The sequence below is a fragment of the Bacillus sp. FSL R7-0685 genome (assembly GCF_038002425.1).
GTDB lineage: Bacteria > Bacillota > Bacilli > Bacillales > Bacillaceae > Bacillus > Bacillus subtilis.
In genome coordinates, this window is the sequence record NZ_JBBOCN010000001.1 from 2829944 (window position 1) to 2854681 (window position 24738).

Genomic DNA, 24738 nt, shown 5'->3' on the forward strand with positions numbered 1-24738 from the left:
TGTTCTGAACAAGAGGCTAACCTCATTGACGCAAGCCAGCCTCCAATGGTTCTTTAGGCTCTTTCTTCAATCGGAACGAATTTTTGTTTGTCAGGTCCTGTGTAATCTGCCCGCGGGCGGATCAGACGGTTGTTGTCATACTGCTCAAGAATATGAGCGAGCCAGCCGGACATTCTGCTTACAGCAAAAATCGGTGTAAACAAATCATGGTCAATACCGAGGCTGTGATATACAGAAGCCGAATAGAAATCAACGTTAGGCGGAAGCTTTTTCTCTGATGTGACGATGTCTTCTATACGAATCGACATCTCATACCATTTGCTTTCGCCTGTCAGGTTGGTCAGGCGCTTGCTCATTTCTTTCAGATGCTTCGCGCGCGGATCACCATGCTTATACACACGGTGGCCGAATCCCATGATTTTTTCTTTCTTTTCAAGTTTAGCGCGGATGTACGGCTCAGCGTTTTCCACTTCACCGATTTCTGTCAGCATTTTCATAACGCCTTCATTCGCTCCGCCGTGAAGAGGCCCTTTCAGCGCGCCGATTGCTGCAGTAATGCCTGAATAGATGTCAGAAAGTGTTGCGACGCAGACCCTCGCTGTGAACGTTGACGCGTTCAGCTCATGGTCAGCATGTAAAATCAATGCTTTGTTGAAGGCTTCAACTTCAATTGGTGAAGGCTCTTCACCGTTTAATGTGTAAAGAAAATTCTCCGCAATACCGTAATCTTCTCTCGGTTCAACAGGCTCAAGACCCTTGCGAATTCTGGAAAACGCTGCAACCAGGCCAGGCACCTTTGCCTGAAGGCGGATCGCCTTTCTGTAGTTGGCTTCCGGGTTCATGGTATCAGCCTCGCTGTCTAGCAGGCCTAGTAATGAAATTGCTGTCCGAAGAGCAGCCATGGGATGAACATTTTCGAGGGAATAAGATTTGAAGTGCTCAATAATTTCTTGCGGAACGGCAGCTTCCTTTGCAAGCTGCTGCTTTAACTCTTCAAGCTCTTTTTTGTTTGGCAGCCTTAGATGCCAAAGCAAGTAGATGATTTCTTCAAAACTTGCATTCTCTGTCAAATCATCGATATCATACCCCACATATGTAAGGGTATCATCAATAATAGAACTAACAGATGATGTTGTTGCTACAACCCCTTCAAGACCGCGTGTCGCTGTCATATATAACATCTCCTTTTCAATAAATTTCCCCTTTAAGAGTGTTGTAAAAACATGAGGCTTACTTAAAAAGCACGATGCAAGTATTTCTCTCCCCCAAAAAGAAAATGCTTACATTTTACTGGCTGCTGGAACTAAAACCCTTTGCTTATGAAAGAACATAACAAATTCTTATAAGCTTATTTAAGTTTAAGCCTATTCTCATTATAAACAATAATCAGACATTTGTTAAATGTTTACCTATAATTTTTTTTTTTCATTCTGTGATTTCCCCGAAAAAACGCCTTTATTTGCGGGTTTTTGCATAAAAAAAAAGCGGCTTTAAGGCCGCTTTTTTTTATGAAGTGAACAGTTTTACGATCTGCATGGCTAAATAAGCAATCCCCGCTCCGATCAGCGGCCCCACCGCAACTCCTCCAAAAAGCGCGACTGCAAGAATGGTCCCGATCACGAGAGCAGTTGTAATATGCGGATCATTTTCAAGCAGGGTCAGGCCGTTTTTTGCAATCAGCGCCACTGCGATCCCCGCTCCAAGGGCGATCCATGCGTAGGAAGACCGCATTGCTTCTCCAAGCTGCTTAAATCCGATTTCTCCCGTGGCAATCGGGACAAGAACGGCGATGGTAATAATGGTCACACCCCAGTTAATGCCTTTTGACTGGATGGTCGGAAATAATTTCTGATCAAGCCCAACGATTTTGATGATCAAAAGGACGGATACAGCAAAGAGCAATGATTGGTTTTTTGCGATAAGTGCGATAGCCAAGAGTAAAATTAAAAATAAATTCGCTTGTGTAAACACATGCCATCCCTCCTTTAAGATGAATGTATTCATATTCAGCCGCAGCGTGAATACATATAAAAAATAGGACATGCTGACGAGAGGAGGACCGTTTTTGTGAATCAATCTTATATCACTATTTTTTTCAGAACCCTCTTTGTCATATCAATGACCGCAGGGTCGATAGCTGCGGCCTATTATTCGTTTCCGTTAACTTATCCGTTCCTGATCGCCCTTATTCTATCTTCAGTGATTCATCCTGTTGTCGATTATTTGGACAAAGTGACAGGATTCCCCCGAACGATAAATGTTCTGGGCGTTCTTGCTTTTTTTCTGCTCGCAGCCTTCGGCGTCCTTACCATTCTGGTAGCCGAAATCGTAACGGGAACAGCCTATCTAGCAAAAACGCTGCCTCCGCATATCAGCACGTTTATTTCATATTGCGAAAAATTGTTTACAACTCATATTCAGCCGCTCTATAACGAGTTAACTCTTTTGTTTCAAGAATTGGAAACGAACCAGCAGGCTTCCATCGTCACTCATATCCAGACACTCGGAGATTCTGCCGCTAAAAATGCCGGGCTCCTGCTGTCCCACATTCTAGAGATGATCCCGAGATTTTTCGCTCTTCTTCCCAATACGGCGGCGGTTCTGATTTTTTCTCTTCTGGCAACCTTTTTTATGACAAAGGATTGGCATAAGCTTAAAGCCATGCTTGTTTTAATTCTGCCGGATCGTGTGACAGCTAACAGCAAAGCGATCAGCAGCGAATTAAAAAAAGCAATGGCTGGTTTTATCAAAGCACAAGCCGTCCTCGTTTTCATCACGATGGTGATTGTATTTATCGGCCTTTCTCTCTTAAAGGTTGAACACGCCGCAACAATTGCTTTTTTAATCGGGCTTGTAGATCTTCTCCCTTACTTAGGTGCCGGCTCCGTATTTGTGCCCTGGATTTTGTATTTATCGATTACGGGCCAGCTGCCCCAAGCGATCGGAATTGGTATCCTGTACCTCGTCGTTCTTATTCAGCGGCAGCTGACAGAGCCCAAGATACTAAGTAAATCTATCGGGATCGATCCGCTGGCAACACTCATCGCCCTGTTTGCCGGCTTTAAATTATTCGGGTTTTTAGGACTGATTGCGGGACCGGCTGTACTCGTCATCATCCAAGCTTTCATCACAACAGGCGCATTAAAAGAAATATGGTCCTATATCACCGTTCAGCAAAAATAAAACGGCAGCCGTTTTTTCATGGCTGCCGTTTTTTATTTGATGATGATCCGCTTATTCTTCGACATACCTCTCAGCCATTTGAACAGAATCGGCTTACACCAGCCGCGGGTAAACGGGGTAAGAAGACAGGCGCCGGCCAAATCTGATAAAAAGCCCGGAAGCATCAGCAATAGACCGCCAATGAAAATGCACAGACCGTCAGCAATCGCTTCTCCCGGCATTTTGCCATATTGAAGATCACGCTGAACCTTATAATACACTTCGGTTCCTTGTTTTTTTGCAGCTGCTGCGCCGATAATGCCAGTCAGAATCATGAATAGAACTGTCGGTAAAATGCCAATCAGCTTTCCTAAAAATAGGAATATACCGATTTCTATTGCCGGAAACACAATAAAAAGCAAAAACAAAAATCTCATATCCAAGCCCCCCACACGTGTAACACGTTCTGTTCAACAAAAGGCATGATAAAGAGAAAAGGAAGGGATTCCCCTTCCATTTTCACCTGTAATTAAAGAACGCTCGCACGGCCTTGATAGACTGCGCCTCTGGAAGCGTCAACTGTAATATCCTGGCCATCTGTCAAAATAGATGTCGCATTTTCCAGACCCACGATAACCGGGATGCCAAGGCTTAATCCGACTACCGCAGCATGGCTAGTCAAACCGCCTTCTTCTGTAATAAGAGCAGACGCTTTTTCAAGGGATGCAATCATATCACGGTCAGTGCTTTTGGTAACAAGTACCGCACCGTCAGTCATTTTTTGCTCAGCTTCTTTTGCATTTTGTGCAACGACAACCGGACCGTAAGCTGATTTGCGTCCAATGCCTTGGCCTTTAGCGATGATATCGCCGACAGTATGAACCTTCATTAAGTTCGTAGTGCCGGACTCACCGACAGTGCCAGCTGTAATAACGATAAGATCGCCGTGTTTTACAATTCCGCTGTTCAATGATTTTTGGACAGCATCCTCAAGCATCTCATCTGTTGAGCTCGCATTTTGGCCGCTTTCCGCGAATACGCCAGATACGAGGGCAAGCTTTCTGGAAATAGAGTCATTTACAGTAACCGCAACAATCGGAGCCTGCGGACGGTATTTTGCAATCATACGTGCTGTATGGCCGCTTTCTGTCGGCGTTACGATCGCAGCAGCATTCAGGTTAATCGCCGTATGTGCGACAGATTGTCCAATTGCGTCTGTAATTGTCATGCCCACTTGGTCTCTGCGTTTTGAGAGAATTTCTTTATAATTTAATGCTTCTTCAGAACGGGACGCGATGTTATGCATTGTTTGAACTGCTTCAACCGGGTAACTTCCGGCAGCAGTTTCACCAGAAAGCATGATCGCATCTGTTCCGTCGAAGATCGCGTTTGCAACGTCACTTGCTTCCGCACGAGTCGGACGCGGGTTGCGCTGCATGCTGTCAAGCATTTGTGTCGCTGTAATAACAGGTTTGCCCAGCGCGTTGCATTTTTTGATCAGTTCTTTTTGCACAAGCGGCACTTCTTCAGCTGGAATTTCCACACCTAAGTCTCCGCGTGCAACCATTAAGCCGTCAGACACTTCGAGAATCGCATCGATGTTGTCAACGCCCTCTTGGTTTTCGATTTTAGGGATGATTTGAATATCCTGAGCGTTGTGCTCTTCAAGAAGCTCACGGATTTCGAGCACATCCGTAGAACGTCGAATGAAAGATGGTGCGATGAAGTCTACTCCTTGCTCAATACCGAAAACGATGTCTCGCGCATCCTTTTCAGTAATCCCCGGAAGATTGACACTTACGCCCGGTACGTTAACACCTTTTTTATTTTTGAGTGTTCCGTTGTTTAATACTTTTGTTTTGATTTCGCGTTTAGCGGCATCTACATCAAGTACCTCAAGACCGATAAGGCCGTCATCTAACAGAATCGTTGAACCTTGTTCAACGTCATGGACTAAACCTTCATATGTCACTGAAATTTTATCTGTTGTTCCTACAACCTCGTCCATTGAAATAATGAGCTCTTTGCCTGTTTCAAGCTCAATACCGCCGTTTTCCATTGTATGTGTGCGGATTTCAGGACCTTTTGTATCAAGCAGAATTCCAACGTTCTTGCCAAGTTTTTTACTTGCTTCGCGGATATTTTTAATTCTTGCACCGTGCTCCTCAAAATCTCCGTGAGAAAAGTTTAATCGAGCCACGTTCATTCCTGACTCCATTAATTTCGTAAGCATTTCAATACTTTCACTTGCCGGACCGATGGTACAAACAATTTTAGTTTTTCTCATTTGGTTCACTTCCTTCTGAAATCTTCAGCCTTCAGCTGTACATTAGATAGACAGTTCTTTTGAAAGCTGATACATGTTTTGCTCAACTGTGTGTTTTGTCTCAAGTATTTCTATAATATCATGGTCTACAAGCTTATTGTTTTGTATACCTACACAGCGTCCGCCTTTTCCTTCAAGCAGCAGTTCAACTGCATATGCGCCGAGACGGCTTGCCAACACACGGTCAGCAGCACTCGGAGAACCTCCGCGCTGGATATGGCCCAATACAGATACCCTAGTTTCAAGATTTGTTTCTTCTTCAATGCGTTTCCCGAATTCAACACCGCTGCCTACACCTTCGGCAACAATAATAATACTGTGCTTCTTGCCGCGTTCGTGGCCGCGTTTTAAGCGGGCAATGATTTCGTGCATGTCATAGTCTGCCTCAGGGATTAAGATCGATTCTGCGCCCCCTGCAAGACCGGCCCACAATGCGATATCGCCGGCATGACGGCCCATTACTTCGATTACATATGTACGTTCATGAGAAGTCGCTGTATCGCGAATCTTATCAATTGCGTCAATTACTGTATTTAAAGCTGTATCGAAACCGATTGTAAAATCAGTGCCCGGAATGTCATTATCAATTGTACCCGGTACACCTACACATGGAAACCCGTGTTCCGTTAATTTTTTCGCACCCATATAGGAACCGTCTCCGCCGATAACAACAAGGCCTTCAATACCAAGCTTCTTCAAGTTTGCTATCCCTTTTTCACGGCCTTCAACTGTTTTGAATTCAGGACATCTCGCCGTATAAAGCTTAGTCCCTCCACGATGTATAATATCGCCTACTGATCCGAGTTCAAGCTTTTCAATCTTTCCGCTGATCAATCCCGCGTATCCGTTGTAAATACCGTAAACTTCAACGTCATGATAGATCGCTTTTCTGACTACTGCGCGAACTGCTGCGTTCATTCCCGGGGAATCCCCGCCGCTCGTTAATACCCCTATTCGTTTCATTCTCCATTCACCTCAGCAACATATATGATTAAACATAACATGATCATTGCCCTAAAAACAATGAAAAGGGATCTCCATCCTCCCTATGAAACCTTACCTATTATACAATTAAATAAATTGTTTTTAAATAAAATTTAAGGAATGTCACAAAAAATAAACGTGAGCCAAAGGCTTCACGTTTATTTAGTTTACCCCGATATATTGATCTTCAACCGAGACTTTGCCAATTGCTTTATATTTTTCATAACGCTGCTGAACTAATTCTTCTTCGCTCAGCTTCAGTAAAGTTTTTAACGATTGTTTAAGGGTTTCGTCCATATAGCTTGCCTGCAGCTTCACATCATGGTGCGCTCCGCCTTTTACTTCTTTAATCATATGATCTATAATACCTAATTCTTTTAAATCCGGCGCAGTGATTTTCATTGTTTCTGCTGCTTTTTTAGCAAGACTGGAGTCCTTCCATAAAAGTGCCGCGGCACCTTCCGGAGAAATAACAGAATAAGTAGAGTTTTCCAGCATATGCAAGTGATTGCCTACACCCAGACCAAGGGCTCCGCCGCTTCCGCCTTCACCAATGACGATGCAGATAACAGGCACTCGAAGGCCGGCCATCTCAAACAGGTTTTTGGCAATAGCTTCACTTTGTCCTCTTTCTTCAGCTGCTCGTCCAGGGTATGCCCCCTTCGTATCAATAAAACAGATAATTGGTCTGTTAAATTTGTCAGCCTGTTTCATCAGACGAAGCGCTTTTCTGTAGCCTTCTGGATGCGGCATCCCAAAATTGCGGACTAGGTTTTCCTTCGTGTCTTTGCCGCGCTGATGCCCGATTACCGTTACAGGGAGGCCGTGGAACTTCGCAATCCCGCCGACAATGGCTTCATCGTCCCCGTACGCTCTGTCTCCGTGACATTCAAAAAAGTCGGTAAACAGGTGTTCGATATAATCAAGAGTTGTCGGACGGTCCGCCAGACGCGCGATTTGAACCCGGTCCCACGGCTTCAAATTTTTGTAAATATCATCCTGAAGCTTAGCGAGACGGTCTTCGAGCCGTTCGATTTCCGCACTTAGATCCATATCGGAATCTTGGGTGAATTTTTTTAGTTCGGCGATTTTGGTTTGCAGTTCAATCACCGGTTTTTCAAATTCTAATCTTGGAGCCACTCAATGTCACCTCCTGTTTGATGCATATCCAGCAGATTTTCTAACGTTTTTTTCATATCGTCGCGATGAATAACCGCATCAAGCTGTCCATGTTTTAATAAAAACTCAGCCGTTTGGAAGTCCTCAGGCAGTTTTTCTCCTATTGTCTGTTCAATAATCCGTCTTCCGGCAAAACCGATCAGCGCGCCAGGCTCAGCGAAATTGTAATCGCCAAGGGATGCAAAGCTTGCTGATACGCCCCCGGTAGTCGGATGCGTCATTACTGAAATAATAAGACCCTGTTCTTCACTGAACAGTTTTAACGCAGAGCTTGTCTTTGCCATCTGCATCAAACTTAATACGCCTTCCTGCATTCTAGCACCGCCTGAAGCCGTAAAAATAATAAACGGAACTTTATCAGCTTTTGCTTTTTCAATCGCAAGCGTGATTTTTTCACCGACGACTGAACCCATGCTGCCCATTCTGAATGAAGAGTCCATGACGGCGACAACAGCCGGGTGTCCGCCGATGGTGCCCTTGCCTGTCACAACAGCCTCGTTTAAGGATGTTTTCTCGCGATCTTTTTCAAGCTTTTCCAGATATCCCGGGAAACCAAGCGGATTTTCCGAGAGCATTCCCTGATTAAATTCCTCAAAGGATTGTTCATCCATCAAGCTTTCGATACGCTGTTTTGCGTTCATTGGGAAATGATAATCGCAGTTCATGCATACCCGCATATTTTTATCCAACTCTTTAGTGAGCATGATTTTTTTACACTTAGGACATTTTGTCATAATGCCTTCCGGAACATCGTGCTTCGCTTGATCAGACGGTACGGAAGCATACTTTTTCTTTTTCGTGAATATATCCTTTAACAAATGATTACCTCCCTTTTGTGAAGGGTTCTCTTCACCGCATGTCATCAAACAGATAGACTTGCTAATAACTTTACCGAAACTATTGTACTTTTTTTGTCAAACGCTGTCATCCTCAATTCGACAACTTTTTATTCGATGACGTGCTCGGAAAGGCTTGTATGAAATCAGATAAGGTGTTGAAACGACAAGGTTGACAGCGTATTCAAAAATAATGTTAAACCCGGCTGAAATTTTTTTAAGGCTAACCCCCTAAAAAAATTTCAGCCGTCAGTTTAACTTGAGAACAGCGCGCCGGTCTCCGCCAACGCGCTGCCATTTTTGGAATGAATTAAAATTATTCACCAATAATCGTAAGTTTTCTTGTTTTTTCTGCGACTTCCTCAGGGTCAACAGTGATTCTTGCAACACCTGTTTCCATCGCAGCTTTTGCCACAGCCTTCGCAACAGCAGGCGCAACACGTTTATCAAACGGTGCAGGGATGACATAATCTGCGCTAAGCTCATCTTCTGAAACCAGTGAAGCAATGGCTTCAACCGCTGCGATTTTCATTTCCTCGTTAATATGAGTGGCACGCACATCAAGTGCTCCGCGGAAAATACCAGGGAATGCAAGAACATTGTTTACTTGGTTTGGGAAGTCAGAACGGCCAGTTCCGATAACGCTTGCTCCGGCTTCACGCGCATCTTCCGGCATGATTTCCGGATTTGGATTTGCCATTGCAAAGATAATCGGATCTTTTGCCATGCTTTGAACCATTTCTTTTGTTAGCGCGCCTGCTACAGAGACACCGATAAATACGTCAGCATCAACGATGACATCTTTCAGAGAACCGTCTTTGCGGTCTTGGTTCGTGAACTTCGCCACTTCATTTTTGACATCGTTCATGCCGTTCGGGCGCCCTTCATAAATGGCCCCTTTGGAATCGCACATCACAATGTCGCGAACGCCATAATGATGAAGAAGCTTGATAATCGCAATGCCAGCCGCACCCGCGCCATTTGCGACAACTTTAATGGATGACATGGATTTTCCAGACAGTTTCAGCGCGTTCACAAGACCTGCTACGGTTACAATGGCAGTACCGTGCTGATCATCATGGAAAACCGGGATGTTTGTTTCTTTTTTGAGGCGCTCTTCAATGATAAAGCAGTTTGGCGCTGCAATATCTTCAAGGTTGACGCCGCCAAATGTTGGTTCCAGCAATTTTACAGTTTCAACGATTTTATCAACATCGTTTGTGTTTAAAGCAATCGGGAACGCATCTACGCCCGCAAAGCTTTTGAAAAGAACTGCTTTCCCTTCCATAACAGGAAGCGCCGCTTCAGGGCCGATGTTTCCAAGGCCAAGCACAGCTGTACCGTCAGTTACAACTGCTACCATGTTCCCCTTCATTGTATAATCATATACTTTGTTAATGTCTTCATGAATATCCTTACACGGTTCTGCAACACCCGGAGAATAAGCGAGGCTTAGATCTTTTGCATTTCTGACCTCTACTTTTGATTTAGACTCCAGTTTCCCCTGGTTGACTTTATGCAGGTGTAATGCTTCTTCTCTTAATGACATTCTACTAAACACTCCTTATGGATATTTTTTGATTCGTATACTGCTGCGTTGATTGCTGCATTCTGCGGAGTAAATCTATCTGAATATTTAAACAGGATCACATAATTGCTCCAATTGTATAACAAAAAGCGAATCGTTACCACTGTTTTAAAACGACGTTTTTTTGACCCAACAGCTCTTTTAAGCGATATAACACCTGGTGATCTGCATTGATATGGAACGACTCAGGTAGCTTAATCGTCTGTTTTTGCCTTTCATAATAGAGATAAACGCCTGTTTCCCCTTTATGCTCCAGCAAAATGCGCTTAATCTTTGCCAGGATCTCCTGGCTGTGCTGACTGCTTTCTATTTTTATATAAACCGATGGCGCTTTTTCTGCATCCATATTTTCTAATAATTCTGCCCGGGACATGATGAATTGGATCTTATCTTGTCTAACTTCACATTTCCCCGCAGTGAACAAAAGAGCGCCTTCTCTTAAAACGGGAGAAAGCTGTCTGAATTGTTCAGGGAAGACTACGGCTTCCATCTCGCCGGTTTCATCACTGAGCGTTAAAAACGCCATGTTTTGACCTGTTTTCGTCCGAATCGTTTTGATCTTCGACAGCAGAACGCCTAGTGAAAGCTGCCTTTTGACTGCCCGCTGAGCCTGCAGAATGGAGACTGCTCCTTGCGCAGTGAGCTGTTTTCGGAAGGCGGAGAGGGGATGATTTGAAAAATAAATGCCAAGCGTTTCCTTTTCAAACGCAAGTAAATCCACCAGAGGAAGCTCCTCCGTCTCCACATACTTCGGCTTAATTGAAAACGATTCATCTAAAAACAATCCCATTTGGTCATCGTCCGCGGCGAATAGCTCAGCATGTTCCAAAGCAACATCAATGGATGCGAGCAGCGTGGCCCGGTTTTGGCCGAATTCGTCCATCGCACCAGAAAAGATAAGTGCTTCAAGCATTTTGCGATTTACGCTTTTTGACGGCACGCGAAAGCAGAAATCGAAAAGATCTTCAAATGGTTTCTCTTTTCTTGCTTTATATATATCTTTGACTGCTGAGACGCCTACACTTTTTATCGCGCGGAGGCTGTATCTGACAGATCCGTTTTCAACGGTAAACGGAAAACTGCTTTTATTCACTGACGGAGGAAGGATACGAATCCCGCTCCCCTTTGCTTCGTAAAGATATTGAGAGATTTTATCCTCATTGCCAATGACGCTTGTCAGCAATCCGCACATAAAATATAACGGATAATGAGCTTTCAAATACGCAAGCTGGCACCCGATCATGCTGTATGCCACCGCATGGCTTCTGTTAAAGCCATAGTTTGCGAATTTGACGATTAAATCGTAGACCTCATTTGCAGTGTCTACAGAATACTCCTTTTTTAAGCACCCTTCAACAAAATGGCTTCGCTCTCTGTCCAGGATTTCTTTTTTCTTTTTGCTGACCGCCCTTCTCAATAGGTCCGCTTCGCCTAAAGAAAACCCCGCCATACGGGAAGCAATCATCATAATTTGTTCCTGATACACAATGACGCCATATGTATCTTCCAAAATGCTCCTTAAATCTTCATGAGGATAGTGAACAGGCGCCCGGCCGTGTTTACGGTCGATAAATAACGGAATATTTTCCATCGGACCCGGCCGGTACAGTGCATTGACCGCCACAATATCTTCTAGGCCCGAAGGTTTCAGCCGTTTCAAGACGCTTCTCATCCCTGCAGATTCAAGCTGGAAAATGCCTGTCGTATCCCCTTTTGACAGCAAGGAGAACGTTTTGTCATCGCTGTAGGAAATACTTGAAAGATCTATTTTAATATTTTCTTCTTTTTCAATCATTGAAGTGATGGATTCAATAAGTGTCAGATTCCTCAAACCTAAGAAATCCATTTTTAAAAGGCCCAAGTCTTCAAGATGGTCCATCGCGTATTGCGTTAAATAGATCCCTTCATGCCCTTCTTGAAGCGGAACAACATCTGTTAACGGTTCTTCACTCAGGACAACGCCCGCTGCGTGGGTTGATGCATGCCTTGGCAGCCCTTCTATTTTCCGGGCAATTGAATAGACTTGCTGAAGCAGGCTTGACTCCCGAAGCCGCTTATCCAGCTGCGGTGACTGCTGTCTCGCTTCATCCAGCGTCATTCCCGGTCTTGAAGGAATGAGTTTTGCAAGCTGATCTGCCTCCTTCGGGCTGACGCCGAATACTCTGCCGACGTCCCGGAGCGCCGCCTTTGCCGCAAGTGTTCCAAAGGTGATAATCTGTGCGACGTGCATCGCACCGTATTTCTGCTGAACATATTGAATGACTTCATCCCTTCTAGTATCGGGAAAGTCAATATCAATATCCGGCATGCTGACGCGTTCGGGATTTAAAAATCTTTCAAACAGAAGGTGATGCTTAATCGGGTCAACATCTGTGATATACAGCACATATGCCACAAGAGAACCCGCCGCAGAACCCCTTCCCGGTCCTGTAACAATCCCTTTTTCATGGGCGTGCTTCATAAAATCCCACACGATCAGAAAGTAATCGCTGAACTTCATCCGCTTGATGACATCAAGCTCATATTGAAGACGGCGAAGGTATCGTTCATCAGGCTTGCCGAAACGGCTGCGGAGTCCCTCCATACAGATATCCGTTAAATAATCATCAGCGGACGTTCCGTCTGGGGTCGGAAAAGACGGTAGACGGGTCTGCCCGAGACTGACGTCAACCCGGCATTGTTCCGCGATCTCTACAGAAGCTTGCAGTGCCCTGGGATGCTCTCGATAAATGTTTTGCATTTCTTCGAGTGGTTTCAAATCGAGATCAGGCAAATCTTCAGCGGGTGCATCCGTCAGTTTTTCCCCCGCTTTAATCGCTTTCAAACAACGGTAGGCAGCCTTATCTTCCTTCCTTATGTAATGCACATCGCCTGTGGCCGTAACAGGGATACCCGTTTCTTCTGACAGCTTTAGAATCTGCTCAGACAAGACTTGATTCCCTTTAAAAGGCTGATAGGAGAAATAAAAAGCTCCCTTTCCGAATATAGACTGAAATTCCAGCGAGGCTTGAGCAGCCTGTTCGAACAGCCCTCCTTCAAGAAGCGTTTCAATATATCCTTTTTCGCCGGGCGTTATTGCGATAATCCCTTCTCGATAACTGTGAAGCCATTTCGGCTTCAGTCCGCCTTTTGATTTAGATTGCAGAACGCTGCTGATTTTCAGCAGGTTTTGATAGCCTGTATTTGATTTTGCCAGCAGGACGAGCGGGTATGCTTCAAGCTCGCTGTCATCTGTAAAAACAGAAGCCGTCAAACCGATTATTGGGTTGATCCCTCTCGCCTTGCTAGCTTTATAAAATTGAATAGCTCCGTACATGACATGATCATCTGTCAGCGCCAAAGACGCATATCCGAGCCTGTCAGCTTCACTGACGAGCTCTTCCACAGCCGCGGCGCTGTTTAGCAGGCTATACCCGCTATGCACTTGCAGGTGAACAAAAGACATGCTATCACCTCTTTCTCATTACGATTCATTTCTTCCCTCATTATAAGGCCGGTTTCCAAAAGAAACAAATGTTCTTTTTTGACTCATCATCATACTTGTCCTGAAAGCTCAATATGATATAAAAGGTGAGGTGATAAAGATGGATCAGGAAGCAGGATTTATGGTGAATTTTATCAATAGCTACTTCATTGCGTTAGGGGTGCTGATCGGGGGCGCACTCATTGGAGGGCTCGGAGCATATTTGGCAGGCGAACCCCCGCTTACAGCCATTACAAAGCTTGCCAACCGGTTAAAAATATGGGCGCTTGTCGCAGCTATCGGAGGCACCTTTGATGCGGTATACAGCTTTGAACGCGGCATACTCGAAGGCAATACGAGAGATATCTTTAAACAGCTTCTTTTAATTATTTCGGCCATGGGAGGCGCGCAAAGCGGCTGGCTTATTATATCATGGCTGACCCAGGAGCATCTTTCTTCATGAGGGTCCCCCAGCATTACAAAAAACCGGGATGGCAGCGTTTTTTCGCGGGAATGATGTGCGGAGCCGTAATTAGCTGGTTCTTTTTCCTGTTTACTTACGGAACATTCCAAGAGGAGCAGGTCAGCCTCATCGAAAAGCAAAAAGAGCATGTAAAAGACTTGAACAATCAAATTTCGATCTATCAGGAAGATCTCCATAAACTGAATGAAGATAATAAAAGAAAACTGCTGATTCAAAGCGTCAGCGTCAAATTGCTGAATGGGGATAAATATAAAATATCACAGCCGGATAAAACGAAATTCGAGGAGCATGTAAAGGATGATATTTCAGAGGTGATTACAAAAGACATAGAGAGCGTCTATCAAACAAAGGATCTCTTGAAGCGGACAATTGAAAATAAAGTCTATATGATCAATGAAAAAAAATACGAGGCAACCGTCAGAGAATTGATTATTTATACGAGGCTGACAGTGGAACTTGAAATATCTTTCGCCACATAATTATGGATTTTTTTTAAATTCTCCAAACTTCTGTCGCTTTTTCCCATTCTTTTTTATAAACTATATGTGAGGCTTAATGGCGAAAGGAAGGAGGAAGGGAAATGGAGGTTTACAGTGACCGTCAGTTAGCAAAAGATCAAGCAGCCCGTCTCAGACAAGGTTTTTCTGCATATGCCGAAACAAACTCACTCGCTTCCCTCATCAAAAAAGAACTTCAATCACACAATCTCCAAGTCTACGAGGACCTTACTGATTTCGGCTGCTGGTTCATCCCCGTCACAGATGAACACTAAGAGAGAGGGTCTCCCCTCTACTCGTGTTCTTTACATAATGTTTCCAGATCAGCTAAAATCCGATCAGCTTCATCCCAGCTGTAAATAGAGGCGCCTGAAGCTAACGGATGCCCTCCGCCGTTATATTTCCGGGCAAGTCCGTTAATGACAGGCCCCTTCGAACGGAATCTGACTCTGATTTGATCGTCTTCTTCTACGAAAAACACCCAGGCGCGAATACCTGAGATATTGCCAAGCGTCCCGACAAGCTGTGACGCTTCAGAAGCCGTTGTGCCGAATTTTTCAAGCGTATCCTTTTTGATGAAAACAGAAGCCGCCCCGTTTTCGGACAAAGACACATTTTGAAAGATAAAGCCGTTAAGCTTCACCACATTCAGTTTTGTTTCATACAATTGATTAAATAACTCTGAGGAAGAGAATGGATACTGAATGAGCTCGCCTGCATATTTTAATGTTTTTTCCGTGGTATTCGGAAATAAAAAGCGTCCGGTATCTCCAACAATGCCGGCGTAGATCAGCTCTGCCGCTTTCGTATTCAGCTTCCAGCCGTGCTCTTTTCCTTCTAAATACAGCTCGTAAATCATTTCACTTACTGAGCTGGCGCTTGTATCGACCCAGAGAAGGTCACCGTATGGATCTTCGTTCGGATGGTGGTCGATTTTCATTAGTTTGGCGCCTGAAGGATAACGCTGATCGTCGATTCTTTCCTGATTTGCCGTATCGCAGACAATGACAAGTGCGCCTTCATATGTTTCATTGTCCACCTCATCGAGGGAATATAAGAAAGAGAGGGACGGTTCAGGCGTGCCGACCGCAAAAATATTTTTTTCAGGATATGTTTCACGCAAGATTTCCGTAAGCCCGCACTGTGATCCGTAGGCATCCGGATCAGGACGCACATGTCTATGTAAGATAATCGTGTCATATAATGATATGGTTCTGATCAATTCTGTTTTCATTTGATACTCCTTTATTGTTTTTATTCATTAAATCACATTCTCTGCCGACGGAAAAGAAAAATAACGTCAAAACCAAGCCCGTTTTTGTATAAAATGGGTTTGTAAACTTTTACGATGGAGGATTTCATTTATGCTGGTTCTTGTTTTTTTGATTGGGCTTTCAGCCTGCTTTTATGTGTACTATAAAGTAAAAGGCGTACGGGCAAAGCCATCTTTGGCAAAAGAAATATGTTCAGCAAAATCAAGCATGGCCTTAGGGTCACTAGTCCTGTTCTACGGGCTTAACCAAATGATATTATTCCATTCAGTATTAACGTTAGTAATCGGCGGTATCTTTATCGTCATAGGAGCAGGAAGCGCTTGGGCAGGTTATAAAGCCTTCAGGCATTACAATCCCCTTCACGCCAAAGAAGCTGAAAGAGATCACACGTAAGGGGCGCCTGAACGTCCCTTAGCTTCTTTCCATCAGCTGAACCATCAGCATCGCTTTAGACACGATATGACCTTGGCTGTGCACTTCCACTTCCATTTTCCCAAACTTTCTGCCAGCCTCCAAGATGCGAGGTTTGACTTCGATGACTGATTCCATCTGCACAGGCTTCAAAAAGAAGATGGTGATGCTCTCTATGACGAGTTCGCCGCGTTTTTTCGAGCGCAAAAATCGGTTTGCCGCTTGCGTCAAAATGGTCGTAAATACGCCATAAGAAATGGTTCCAAGCTGATTTGTCATTTGCGGCGTGACTTCATACTCGTAAACCGTTTGATCTTCTTTATCATCACCCTCATCTTTAAACCCCCTTGAAACGATATCATCAAGCTTCTCCCCGACCTGCGGCTGCTTTTGAATCATTTGAAGAGCTTTTAATACGTCTTGGCGGCTGATCATGCCGATGAGTTTTTGGTGGCCGTCAGTGACGGGAAGCACTTCGATCCCTTCCCATACCATCATTTGCGCAGCTGAAGCGACAGATGTTTTCCCAATAACCGTGACGGGATTTTTGGTCATGACTTTTTCTATAGATGCATTTCGGTCATGGCCAGCAATATCTTTTGATGTCAGAATGCCATGGATTTTCATTTGATCGTCGACAACCGGAAAGCGGCCGTGCCCCGTTTCAAAATTTTTCTCATACCATTTTTCAAGTTTATCCTTAGGCGAAAGATATACCGTGCGGTCAGCAGGTGTTAGGATGTCCTCCACCAAAACAATTTCTTTTTTGATCAGCTGGTCATAAATTGCCCGGTTAATCATCGCGGCAACTGTAAAGGTGTCATAGCTCGTGGATAAAATCGGCAGTTCAAGCTCATCTGCCAGCTGCACAATGCTGTCATCCGTGTTAAAGCCTCCGGTCACCAATACGGCCGCGCCCGCTTCAAGCGCCTGCCTGTGTGCATTGATTCTGTTTCCGACAATCAAAAGATTCCCCGCTGCGGTGTAACGCATCATCGCGTCAAGCTCCATCGCGCCGATGACGAATTTATTCAATGTCTTATGGAGCCCTGCCCTGCCTCCGAGCACTTGTCCGTCTATAACATTTACAACCTCTGCATAGGTAAGCTTTTCAATGTTCTCTTTTTTCTTTTGTTCAATTCTGATTGTGCCCACACGTTCAATCGTGCTGACAAACCCTTTATTCTCTGCTTCCTTGATCGCTCTGTACGCGGTCCCTTCGCTTACTTTCATTTCCTTTGCAATTCTTCGGACAGAAATTTTTTCACCGACAGGCAGTGAATCGATATACGTTAAAATTTGTTCATGCTTCGTTGCCAAGCCTTTCACCTCTAAGGACAGTCTTCTTGTTTTTATTATAAGGTTTCAAAGGATTTATACGCAATGAGGCTGGAAAATAAAAAAGAAGCCCGACCGGCTTCTTACAGCGTTGATTTCGTTCCAGTCAAGCGCAAGGACCCCGTGGCTCCTTTTACATCGTAAAGCGGAAAAACCTTTATTTTTCTTTCAAATGGACATCAACCGCTGTCTTAACAATATTTCGATTCCCTATTTTAGATAAAACAAATAAAACTGCAAATAGCCATATCGCCCCTATGGCCGTATAGATCAATGGATAAACAGCTTTGTTTGCGATCCATTCATTTATTAATGTTCTGGCATTTACCAGAATAATAAATCCTCCTACAAGCACACCCATCAATTGCGGATGAAACTTCTGCACCAGCCATGCTGCGATAGGGGCAGCGATAATTCCGCCGGCCATTAGTGAAAACACCCATAACCAATTGACGTCCTCCCATCCTAATGAAATAAGAAAACCGGCGGTTGCAGATACGGCGATGGCAAATTCACTTGTGTCTACAGTCCCGACAACTTTCCTCGGGCTCAAGCCTTTGCGGGATAATAAAATCGGAGTGGTCACCGGTCCCCAGCCGCCTCCGCCTGTGGCATCTGCAAAACCAGCGATCACTCCCAATGGGATGGATTGTTTTCGGTTTAACGGCACATGCTTCTTCTCAAGAGCCGGCTTATATTGAAATAAAAACCTGATCAATACATATCCGCCCAGAAGGAGCAAAAACAAAGAAATATAGGGTTTCGCCACATCTCCAGGTAATTGGCTAAGGAATGCCGCGCCTAAAAAAGCGCCTATAGAGCCGGGAATGACAAGCTGATAAACGGTTTGTTTGTCAACATTGCCAAATTTAATATGCGACACTCCCGATGCGGCAGTCGTTACGACTTCCGCTAAATGGACAGAAGCCGAAGCCACAGCAGGTGTGATGCCAAACGCCAATAACAAAGAAGTTGAGGTAACCCCATAAGCCATACCTAACGAACCGTCTATTAACTGCGACAATAAACCAATAAATGCAAAAACGATTAATTTCTTCATCAGAACACCCCATCTATATCAATCAGATATTTTTGACTCTTCATTCAAATCTAACAATCTCTTGGCGCTTTCATATAAAAAATAAGAGGCTTTGATAATGGCAGTTTCATCAATTGTAAATGCAGGGTGGTGCCAATCATGATCACCGTCTGTTCCAAAAAACGCAAAGGATCCCGGAATATGCTCAAGATAATAAGCAAAATCTTCCCCCGCGGTTGATGGGTCGGGATCAATGACTTGAAGTTTCGCTTTATGCGCAGCGTCTCGCACCAGCCCCGTTATTGCCTCATCATTACAAAGCGGCGGCGGTCCGGAATGCCACTTCACATTTGCCTTTAACGAGAAAGCGGCAGAAATCTGTTCTGTGACTGCCAAAAAACGCTGTTTCACTTGATTACGAACCTCTGAATCAAATGTACGAACAGTGCCCTCAATGACAACTGTATCCGGAATGACATTCCAAGTGCTGCCGCCGTTGATTTTCCCTACGGTTAAAATCGCGCTTTGCAGCGGGTTTACATTTCTGCTTACAATCGTTTGCAGGGCGACGATAAGCTGAGAGGCGCCGACAATTGGATCAAAACCATTATGCGGCAATGCTGCATGAGCTCCTTTCCCTTCTATCTCTACTTTAAATCGGTCAACAGCAGCCATAAGCGGGCCTGTTTTTAACCCTACAGTCCCAACCGCGATATCCGGTTTATTGTGAAGTCCAATAACCGCATCAATGCCATCCAGTTGGCCGTCCTCTATCACTTTTGCAGCGCCTGCACCCGCTTCCTCTGCCGGCTGAAATAATAAACGAACCTTTCCTTTCAGACTGTCTTGATTTTCCTTCAATAAAAAGGCCGCACCAAGAAGCGCTGCCGTATGAAAATCATGACCGCACGCATGCATGATCCCTTTATGTTTAGACGCATAAGGCAATCCTGTTTTTTCTTCAATTGGCAAGGCGTCAATATCAGCCCTCAAAGCAATCGCCGGACCTTCTGACTCCCCTGCTATGTCTGCGAACACACCCGTTTTTAGAGCAGTAGGGCGAATCTGTATCCCCTTTTCTTTAAGGCATTTTTTTATAAAAGCAGTTGTTTCAAATTCTTCTTTTGACAGTTCAGGATATTGGTGCAGGTGCCGGCGAATGCCGATGAGCTGCTTTTCTAGCGTTGAGAGATTTACGGGATTATACTCCCCTTTCAACTTCAGGATGTCATTTCCTGTAGTCTGATATGGATAGGAGCCTTCTATATTTCTCCAATAATCCAAAGACATATGTTCCGCTCCTTTCCCTATCCCAATATATTTTCTTCAGACTCTTCAACATAAGATGAAATAAATCGGTTCAATTTATCAGCAAGACCACCCGCCCCAAATCTTATATACTTGCTGGAAACTTTCGGATTATCCTCTTTCAAAAAGCTTAAAAAAGATAAAATATAAATGCGCCTGTAAGCTACTTGTGTAATTCCGTACTCAAAAAACCAGTTATCAATGACATTGTATACGCCTCGGTTGACGCCATATAGGTTGTTACATTTCTTGTAAAAGCAGAGATCCGGAAGATTTAACTCCTGATGGGAAAGAAGGCTTTCTTTTTTGTTTGGTGCCATAATCCCAATCAGCTCAAAGCGTTTTGCAACGCACGAAATATCCTTTTTAATTTGCTTTGTTAAAGACTCCAAAGAATCAAACCTTCTTTCTTCTCTAATTTTAAAGAGAATGCTGCATTCGATTTTTTCTCCATAGATGTCTCTATGAAAGTCAAACAAAAAAATCTCCAATGTCCTTTTAAGGTTAGAGCCCACCGTCGGTTTCACACCGATATTCATAACCCCTAAATGAAATTGGTGATTGACTGTCGCCAGAACCCCATATACTCCATTACGCAGCCCATGCATTTTTGCATCTACATTTGCCGTGGGGAATCCAAGCTTTCTGCCTAATTGTTTTCCTTTCACAACCGTACCGGCAATGATCGTCAAAAAAGTCAGCCTCCCCTCTCAGCTTCCGCATTCGATCAGACGAAACCTATTGATGTGATGAATGTAAAACGGATTGATGCTGCGGAATGCCAAGACCGAGATTTTCCCGCAAGGTCCCGCCGCGATAATCTTGACGATAAAGCCCTCTTTCTTGAAGAATCGGAATCACCTTTTCTACAAAAGCATCAAGTGTACCCGGTATATCCGACCCAATGATAAACCCATCCGCCGCCTCAGCGTTGAACCAAGTTTCAATTAAGGATGCGACACGCTCTGGTGTGCCGATGAATAGAGGCCGTGGAAAAGCCATTTCCTGTGCTACCTCCCGCAATGTCAGATTTCTGGCTTTTGCTTCTCTCTTAATCCGGTCTGTTGTGCTTTGAAACGCATTCTTTCCCACACCGCCAATATCGGGAAATGGCTCATCCAACGGGTAAACACTCAGATCATAATCATCAAAAAAGCGGGCCAAATACGTAACAGCATTTTCAATCGGTATCAATTCTGCAAATTCTCGATACTTCTTTTCCGCCTCTTCTTCCGTATCTGCCACAATCGGGCTGATCCCTGGAAAAATCCGCACACTTGAAGGATCACGCCCTTCATCAGCAGCTCGGCTTTTCACATCCGCATAAAACGCTTTTGTCTCTTCTAATGAATTGGAATGGGTAAAAATCGCATCCGCGTTTTTAGCAGCAAACTGCCGGCCTGTTTCTGATGAACCCGCTTGAAACACTACAGGCTCTCCCTGCTTAGAGCGCCCGATATTCAAGGGCCCCTCTACTTGAAAATACTTTCCTTTATGATTCAGGCGATGAAGCTTCGCCTGATCGAAAAACTGCCCTGTTTTCTTATTGTGTATAAATGCGTCATGCTCCCAGGAATTCCACAGCCCGCGCACAACATCCAAATGCTCTTGTGCGATCTCGTAACGTTCAGTGTGTTCTGGCAAATTAGACTTACTATGGTTGCGCGCCGCTCCTTCCTGCGGCGAAGTAACCAGATTCCAGCCGGCCCTGCCCCCGCTGATATGGTCCAGCGACATCAATTGTCTGGAGATAGTGAATGGCTCAGTAAAAGATGTAGAGAACGTCCCTACTAAACCAATATTTTTGGTAACTGATGCCAGCGCAGATAAAATGGTGATCGGTTCAAAACGGTTTAAAAAATGAGGAATCGATTTTTCAGAAATAAATAAGCCGTCTGCAATGAAAATAAAACTAAACAAGCCTTTTTCGGCTGTTTGCGCCTTTTTCATGTAAAATTCAATATTCGTGCTGGCCGAGGGATCAACATCGGGATGACGCCAGCCGTCAGTTGTTCCCCCGACACCGTGAATCATGGCTCCAAACTGAATAAAATCTGAACGTGTCATCTTTTTGCCTCCTTTATCTGTGCATTAGCAAGTGCAAGATCAAGGTGTTCAATGCCGATTTCAGTTATCCCTTGATACTGATTGCCGCACCCGATTTCGACCACAGGCACATGGCGCACCCCATATTTCACCTGTAAAATATCCCGAAGCTTTTCTTTCTCTGAAACATCGATATTTTGGAACGGGAACCCTTTTTCATTCAAATAATTCTTGACTTCCTCACAATACGAACAGCCTTTTTTACTCCAAACCACAATGTTCACAACATCACTCATTCTTCTGTCCCTCCTTAACGTTTTGCAGCTAAAACTGCATCGCTCAGCAGCTGATAAGACAGCTGTTTTTCTACAGCATTTTTGATAGGTGTAAAAATAACAAAATCATTGATTTTGTATGTGCCTGATAAACGTGTTAATTCTTCTGCCACTTCTTCCTTTGTTCCGGCAATAATCCCGGTTTTTTGCACGATGATGTCATAGGGCTCTGTGACGTTTTCCAGATAGGCCTCAGCCTGTTCGCGGGAACCGACGTTGACCTTACGCCCGTCTTTCAAAACCACTTTTATCGATTCACGCGACACAATATGTTTTTCCGCTTCTTCTTTTGTATGTGCCGCAAAAACAGCGGGGGCAAGATGAAATTCAGCCTCAGATCCTGGCGGGAGATGCGCGTCAAATGCTCGGCGGGCTTCCTTCAGCACTTCCTCTTCACCGTTAATAAAGTAAGCAAAGACAAAAGAGATTCCCAGTTTTGCAGCAGAAATGGCACTCTCTGTGCTTCCTCCCAATAGAAAAATACCCGGCTTCCGATCAACCTGCGGCCTAGGACGCAATGCGGCATAGCGGTGGGTATCAGGAAAATCATCCCGAACGAAATGAGTAAGCTCCTCCAGTTTTTCATCAAACTGACGCACCGGTTTTTTATATTCGGCCTGCAGCGCGTCTGTGGACAGCTGAAACCCGCCGGGCGCTTTGCCCACTCCAAGATCTATACGGCCGGGAGCTAACGCTGATAGAAGATGGAATTGCTCCGCTACTTTATAAGAGCTGTAATGCTGCAGCATCACTCCGCCTGATGCTAAACGAATTTTTCTTGTGCTTGCAGCAAGATAGCCTAAAAGAACCTCGGGTGCAGACCCTGCAATCTCATCATTGTTGTGATGTTCGGCCACCCAAAATCGGTGATATCCACATTCTTCAGCCATTTGTGCCAATTTCACTGTATGCTGTAATGTATCAGCTGCTGTCTCCCCTTCACCAATCAAGCTTTGGTCTAAAATACTTAAGCGGATCATATCACCGGCTCCTTTATGTGTTCTTTTGGTTCAAATAAATATTCCGGCGAAACACGGCGGAGAAACTGCCTCGTTCTGTCTTTTTTGGTATGGCGGAAGACTTCCTCCGGGGTTCCTTGTTCAACAATGACTCCTTCATCCATAAAAACAACTTGATCAGAGACCCTTCTTGCAAACTCCATTTCATGTGTAACAACAATCATGGTGGCTCCGGTTTTCACGATTTCCAGCATTACCTCAAGCACTTCACCGACCAGCTCCGGGTCAAGCGCTGCCGTCGGCTCATCGAACAGCAGCACATCAGGATGAATGGCAAGCGCCCTTGCTATCCCTACCCTCTGCTTTTGTCCTCCCGATAACTGACTCGGATAAGCGTTCAATTTATCTTGAAGCCCGACCTTTCTCAGTTCATTTTCCGCTACGGCATACGCGTCTTGTTTTCTCATTTTCCGGGCAATCGTCAAGCCCTCCATGACATTTTCAATCACCGTTTTGTGAGCAAACAGGTGGTATTGCTGAAATACCATTGCCGTCTGTTTTCTGAGCCAGTGAACCTCTTTTTTGGACGGAAAGCGGCAATTAATCACTTTGTCATGTATAGAAATGATCCCTTCGTCTGGACGTTCTAATAAATTCAGGCACCGTAAAAAGGTGGTTTTCCCTGATCCGCTCGGCCCGATAATCGTCACAACTTCTCCCTTGCGTACCGTGAGATTTATCCCTTTTAATACATGGTGGATGCCAAACTGTTTATGGATATTTTTAATCTCAATCATAAAGTGCCTCCTTGAAATCTGGCTGCCTTTCTCTCTAATACTCCATTTGCGGATTCTAGGATTAGAGTCAGCACCCAATAGATAATCGCTGCTCCGATAAACGCTTCTAAAAATGCATAATTATCAGAAGCAACGATAGTCGCCGTCCCTGTAATCTCTGGGACAGCCACTATAGCCGCGATAGAGGTGGTATGCAAAAAGCCGATACCCAAATTTGTGAAGTTTGGGATGGAAACCATCAGCGCCTGCGGCAATATTACACGCCGAAAGGTTTGGCTGTATGTCAAGCCGATTGAATAAGCCGCTTCGACCTGTCCGGTATCCATCGCCAGAATGCCCGACCGGATGATTTCTGTGAGATAAGCTCCGGCAGTTAAAGACAAGGCCATGATGACAAACATGGAGACCGGTATCTCATTAGCGGACCAGCCGAGATGAAAAAAACTGCTGACTTGATCTGCAACAGGCGGTATCCCTAAATAAATCAACATAATGTGAAGAATTGCAGGTGTACTTCGAAAGAAAGACACATAAAACCTTGAGCAAGCCACCAAGCCCTTAATTCTAAAAATTCTAACAATTATATTTCCAAGAGCCACGAGAAATCCAAACACAATCGGCAAAACAGCCATCATCAATGTCAGAGGAATGGTCTTTACCATTTCTTTCATGGCGGAAACGATAAATGGAAAGTCAAATTGCAATCTTCTCC

24 protein-coding genes are annotated in these 24738 nt (G+C 44.5%); 5 read left to right on the top strand and 19 right to left on the bottom strand.

The window, feature by feature from the left end; genetic code table 11:
• Window positions 1–53: 53 nt before the first annotated feature.
• Both citZ and MKY50_RS14825 read right to left on the bottom strand, forming a co-directional pair.
• Window positions 54–1172: a citrate synthase gene (gene citZ, locus MKY50_RS14820; protein WP_004398810.1), complete on the bottom strand. Its 1119-nt coding sequence runs from the start codon at window positions 1170–1172 to the stop codon at window positions 54–56.
• Window positions 1173–1506: 334 nt separating this feature from the next.
• Window positions 1507–1971 (bottom strand): DUF441 domain-containing protein, encoded by a 465-nt coding sequence (locus MKY50_RS14825; RefSeq protein WP_004398695.1) that lies wholly within the window; start codon window positions 1969–1971, stop codon window positions 1507–1509.
• Between the two features lie 96 nt (window positions 1972–2067).
• On the opposite strand from MKY50_RS14825, the gene ytvI reads away from it, so the two are divergent.
• Window positions 2068–3183 (top strand): sporulation integral membrane protein YtvI, encoded by a 1116-nt coding sequence (gene ytvI, locus MKY50_RS14830; RefSeq protein ID WP_029318231.1) that lies wholly within the window; start codon window positions 2068–2070, stop codon window positions 3181–3183.
• 32 nt (window positions 3184–3215) lie between these two features.
• Here ytvI and MKY50_RS14835 read toward each other — a convergent pair whose 3' ends face one another.
• From MKY50_RS14835 to dnaE, 7 genes are all read right to left on the bottom strand, one after another.
• Window positions 3216–3599, bottom strand: a complete 384-nt coding sequence (locus MKY50_RS14835) for an FxsA family protein (protein ID WP_338382560.1) — start codon at window positions 3597–3599, stop codon at window positions 3216–3218.
• 92 nt (window positions 3600–3691) lie between these two features.
• A complete protein-coding gene (pyk, locus tag MKY50_RS14840; RefSeq protein WP_004398560.1) occupies window positions 3692–5449 on the bottom strand; it encodes a pyruvate kinase in 1758 nt (585 codons plus the stop codon).
• A 42-nt stretch (window positions 5450–5491) separates the two neighbouring features.
• A complete protein-coding gene (pfkA, locus tag MKY50_RS14845; RefSeq protein WP_003229420.1) occupies window positions 5492–6451 on the bottom strand; it encodes a 6-phosphofructokinase in 960 nt (319 codons plus the stop codon).
• A 183-nt stretch (window positions 6452–6634) separates the two neighbouring features.
• Window positions 6635–7612: an acetyl-CoA carboxylase carboxyl transferase subunit alpha gene (gene accA / locus MKY50_RS14850; RefSeq protein WP_003229417.1), complete on the bottom strand. Its 978-nt coding sequence runs from the start codon at window positions 7610–7612 to the stop codon at window positions 6635–6637.
• Window positions 7597–8469: an acetyl-CoA carboxylase, carboxyltransferase subunit beta gene (gene accD / locus MKY50_RS14855; protein ID WP_003223544.1), complete on the bottom strand. Its 873-nt coding sequence runs from the start codon at window positions 8467–8469 to the stop codon at window positions 7597–7599. Before accD ends, accA begins: the two co-directional genes overlap by 16 nt.
• A gap of 334 nt (window positions 8470–8803) precedes the next feature.
• Window positions 8804–10036, bottom strand: coding sequence for an NADP-dependent malic enzyme (gene maeB / locus MKY50_RS14860; RefSeq protein WP_014664951.1), 1233 nt, complete (start codon window positions 10034–10036; stop codon window positions 8804–8806).
• Window positions 10037–10172: 136 nt separating this feature from the next.
• The gene (dnaE, locus tag MKY50_RS14865) at window positions 10173–13520 is read right to left on the bottom strand and encodes a DNA polymerase III subunit alpha (protein WP_341116879.1); all 3348 of its coding nucleotides are present in this window, start codon (window positions 13518–13520) and stop codon (window positions 10173–10175) included.
• Window positions 13521–13659: 139 nt separating this feature from the next.
• Between dnaE and ytrH the strand changes: the two genes are divergently transcribed.
• From ytrH to MKY50_RS14880, 3 genes are all read left to right on the top strand, one after another.
• A complete protein-coding gene (gene ytrH, locus MKY50_RS14870) occupies window positions 13660–14001 on the top strand; it encodes a sporulation membrane protein YtrH (RefSeq protein ID WP_003229410.1) in 342 nt (113 codons plus the stop codon).
• Window positions 13998–14501: a sporulation membrane protein YtrI gene (ytrI, locus tag MKY50_RS14875; protein WP_003229408.1), complete on the top strand. Its 504-nt coding sequence runs from the start codon at window positions 13998–14000 to the stop codon at window positions 14499–14501. Before ytrH ends, ytrI begins: the two co-directional genes overlap by 4 nt.
• A 101-nt stretch (window positions 14502–14602) precedes the next feature.
• A complete protein-coding gene (locus MKY50_RS14880) occupies window positions 14603–14794 on the top strand; it encodes a hypothetical protein (RefSeq protein ID WP_003229407.1) in 192 nt (63 codons plus the stop codon).
• 17 nt (window positions 14795–14811) lie between these two features.
• Here MKY50_RS14880 and nrnA read toward each other — a convergent pair whose 3' ends face one another.
• The gene (nrnA, locus tag MKY50_RS14885) at window positions 14812–15753 is read right to left on the bottom strand and encodes a bifunctional oligoribonuclease/PAP phosphatase NrnA (RefSeq protein WP_004398971.1); all 942 of its coding nucleotides are present in this window, start codon (window positions 15751–15753) and stop codon (window positions 14812–14814) included.
• Between the two features lie 130 nt (window positions 15754–15883).
• Here nrnA and MKY50_RS14890 point away from each other — a divergent pair, with 130 nt between their 5' ends.
• Window positions 15884–16186, top strand: coding sequence for a YtpI family protein (locus MKY50_RS14890; protein ID WP_341116880.1), 303 nt, complete (start codon window positions 15884–15886; stop codon window positions 16184–16186).
• Between the two features lie 18 nt (window positions 16187–16204).
• Here the strand turns inward: MKY50_RS14890 and MKY50_RS14895 are convergent, their stop codons facing one another.
• The 9 genes from MKY50_RS14895 to tcyM form a co-directional block, all read right to left on the bottom strand.
• Entirely contained in the window at window positions 16205–17524 is a 1320-nt protein-coding gene (locus MKY50_RS14895) for a CBS domain-containing protein (RefSeq protein ID WP_004398641.1), read from the bottom strand.
• A gap of 175 nt (window positions 17525–17699) precedes the next feature.
• Window positions 17700–18602 (bottom strand): sulfite exporter TauE/SafE family protein, encoded by a 903-nt coding sequence (locus MKY50_RS14900; RefSeq protein WP_015714506.1) that lies wholly within the window; start codon window positions 18600–18602, stop codon window positions 17700–17702.
• Window positions 18603–18620: 18 nt separating this feature from the next.
• The gene (gene sndA, locus MKY50_RS14905) at window positions 18621–19871 is read right to left on the bottom strand and encodes an S-alkyl-N-acetyl-metabolite deacetylase SndA (protein ID WP_033884132.1); all 1251 of its coding nucleotides are present in this window, start codon (window positions 19869–19871) and stop codon (window positions 18621–18623) included.
• Window positions 19872–19888: 17 nt separating this feature from the next.
• Window positions 19889–20581, bottom strand: coding sequence for an RNA-binding riboflavin kinase RibR (ribR, locus tag MKY50_RS14910; RefSeq protein WP_029318236.1), 693 nt, complete (start codon window positions 20579–20581; stop codon window positions 19889–19891).
• Window positions 20582–20627: 46 nt separating this feature from the next.
• On the bottom strand, window positions 20628–21956 hold the full coding sequence (locus tag MKY50_RS14915) for an LLM class flavin-dependent oxidoreductase (protein WP_341116881.1): 1329 nt from the start codon (window positions 21954–21956) through the stop codon (window positions 20628–20630).
• Complete coding sequence (locus MKY50_RS14920; RefSeq protein WP_277736596.1) at window positions 21953–22231, bottom strand: glutaredoxin family protein; 279 nt, start codon at window positions 22229–22231, stop codon at window positions 21953–21955. The genes MKY50_RS14915 and MKY50_RS14920 overlap by 4 nt, the downstream gene beginning before the upstream one ends.
• A 14-nt stretch (window positions 22232–22245) precedes the next feature.
• Entirely contained in the window at window positions 22246–23250 is a 1005-nt protein-coding gene (locus MKY50_RS14925) for an LLM class flavin-dependent oxidoreductase (RefSeq protein WP_004398798.1), read from the bottom strand.
• Entirely contained in the window at window positions 23247–24026 is a 780-nt protein-coding gene (gene tcyN / locus MKY50_RS14930; RefSeq protein WP_004398701.1) for a sulfur-containing amino-acid ABC transporter ATP-binding protein TcyN, read from the bottom strand. The genes MKY50_RS14925 and tcyN overlap by 4 nt, the downstream gene beginning before the upstream one ends.
• Complete coding sequence (gene tcyM / locus MKY50_RS14935; protein ID WP_017695743.1) at window positions 24023–24730, bottom strand: sulfur-containing amino acid ABC transporter permease TcyM; 708 nt, start codon at window positions 24728–24730, stop codon at window positions 24023–24025. The genes tcyN and tcyM overlap by 4 nt, the downstream gene beginning before the upstream one ends.
• Window positions 24731–24738: the final 8 nt, after the last annotated feature.

Coding starts and splice junctions, on each gene's coding strand:
- citZ (WP_004398810.1), bottom strand. CDS start 1,172: ATGACAGCGACACGCGGTCTTGAAGGGGTTGTAGCAACAACATCATCT.
- MKY50_RS14835 (WP_338382560.1), bottom strand. CDS start 3,599: ATGAGATTTTTGTTTTTGCTTTTTATTGTGTTTCCGGCAATAGAAATC.
- pyk (WP_004398560.1), bottom strand. CDS start 5,449: ATGAGAAAAACTAAAATTGTTTGTACCATCGGTCCGGCAAGTGAAAGT.
- pfkA (WP_003229420.1), bottom strand. CDS start 6,451: ATGAAACGAATAGGGGTATTAACGAGCGGCGGGGATTCCCCGGGAATG.
- maeB (WP_014664951.1), bottom strand. CDS start 10,036: ATGTCATTAAGAGAAGAAGCATTACACCTGCATAAAGTCAACCAGGGG.
- dnaE (WP_341116879.1), bottom strand. CDS start 13,520: ATGTCTTTTGTTCACCTGCAAGTGCATAGCGGGTATAGCCTGCTAAAC.
- ytrH (WP_003229410.1), top strand. CDS start 13,660: ATGGATCAGGAAGCAGGATTTATGGTGAATTTTATCAATAGCTACTTC.
- ytrI (WP_003229408.1), top strand. CDS start 13,998: ATGAGGGTCCCCCAGCATTACAAAAAACCGGGATGGCAGCGTTTTTTC.
- MKY50_RS14880 (WP_003229407.1), top strand. CDS start 14,603: ATGGAGGTTTACAGTGACCGTCAGTTAGCAAAAGATCAAGCAGCCCGT.
- nrnA (WP_004398971.1), bottom strand. CDS start 15,753: ATGAAAACAGAATTGATCAGAACCATATCATTATATGACACGATTATC.
- MKY50_RS14890 (WP_341116880.1), top strand. CDS start 15,884: ATGCTGGTTCTTGTTTTTTTGATTGGGCTTTCAGCCTGCTTTTATGTG.
- MKY50_RS14900 (WP_015714506.1), bottom strand. CDS start 18,602: ATGAAGAAATTAATCGTTTTTGCATTTATTGGTTTATTGTCGCAGTTA.
- sndA (WP_033884132.1), bottom strand. CDS start 19,871: ATGTCTTTGGATTATTGGAGAAATATAGAAGGCTCCTATCCATATCAG.
- MKY50_RS14915 (WP_341116881.1), bottom strand. CDS start 21,956: ATGACACGTTCAGATTTTATTCAGTTTGGAGCCATGATTCACGGTGTC.
- MKY50_RS14920 (WP_277736596.1), bottom strand. CDS start 22,231: ATGAGTGATGTTGTGAACATTGTGGTTTGGAGTAAAAAAGGCTGTTCG.
- MKY50_RS14925 (WP_004398798.1), bottom strand. CDS start 23,250: ATGATCCGCTTAAGTATTTTAGACCAAAGCTTGATTGGTGAAGGGGAG.
- tcyN (WP_004398701.1), bottom strand. CDS start 24,026: ATGATTGAGATTAAAAATATCCATAAACAGTTTGGCATCCACCATGTA.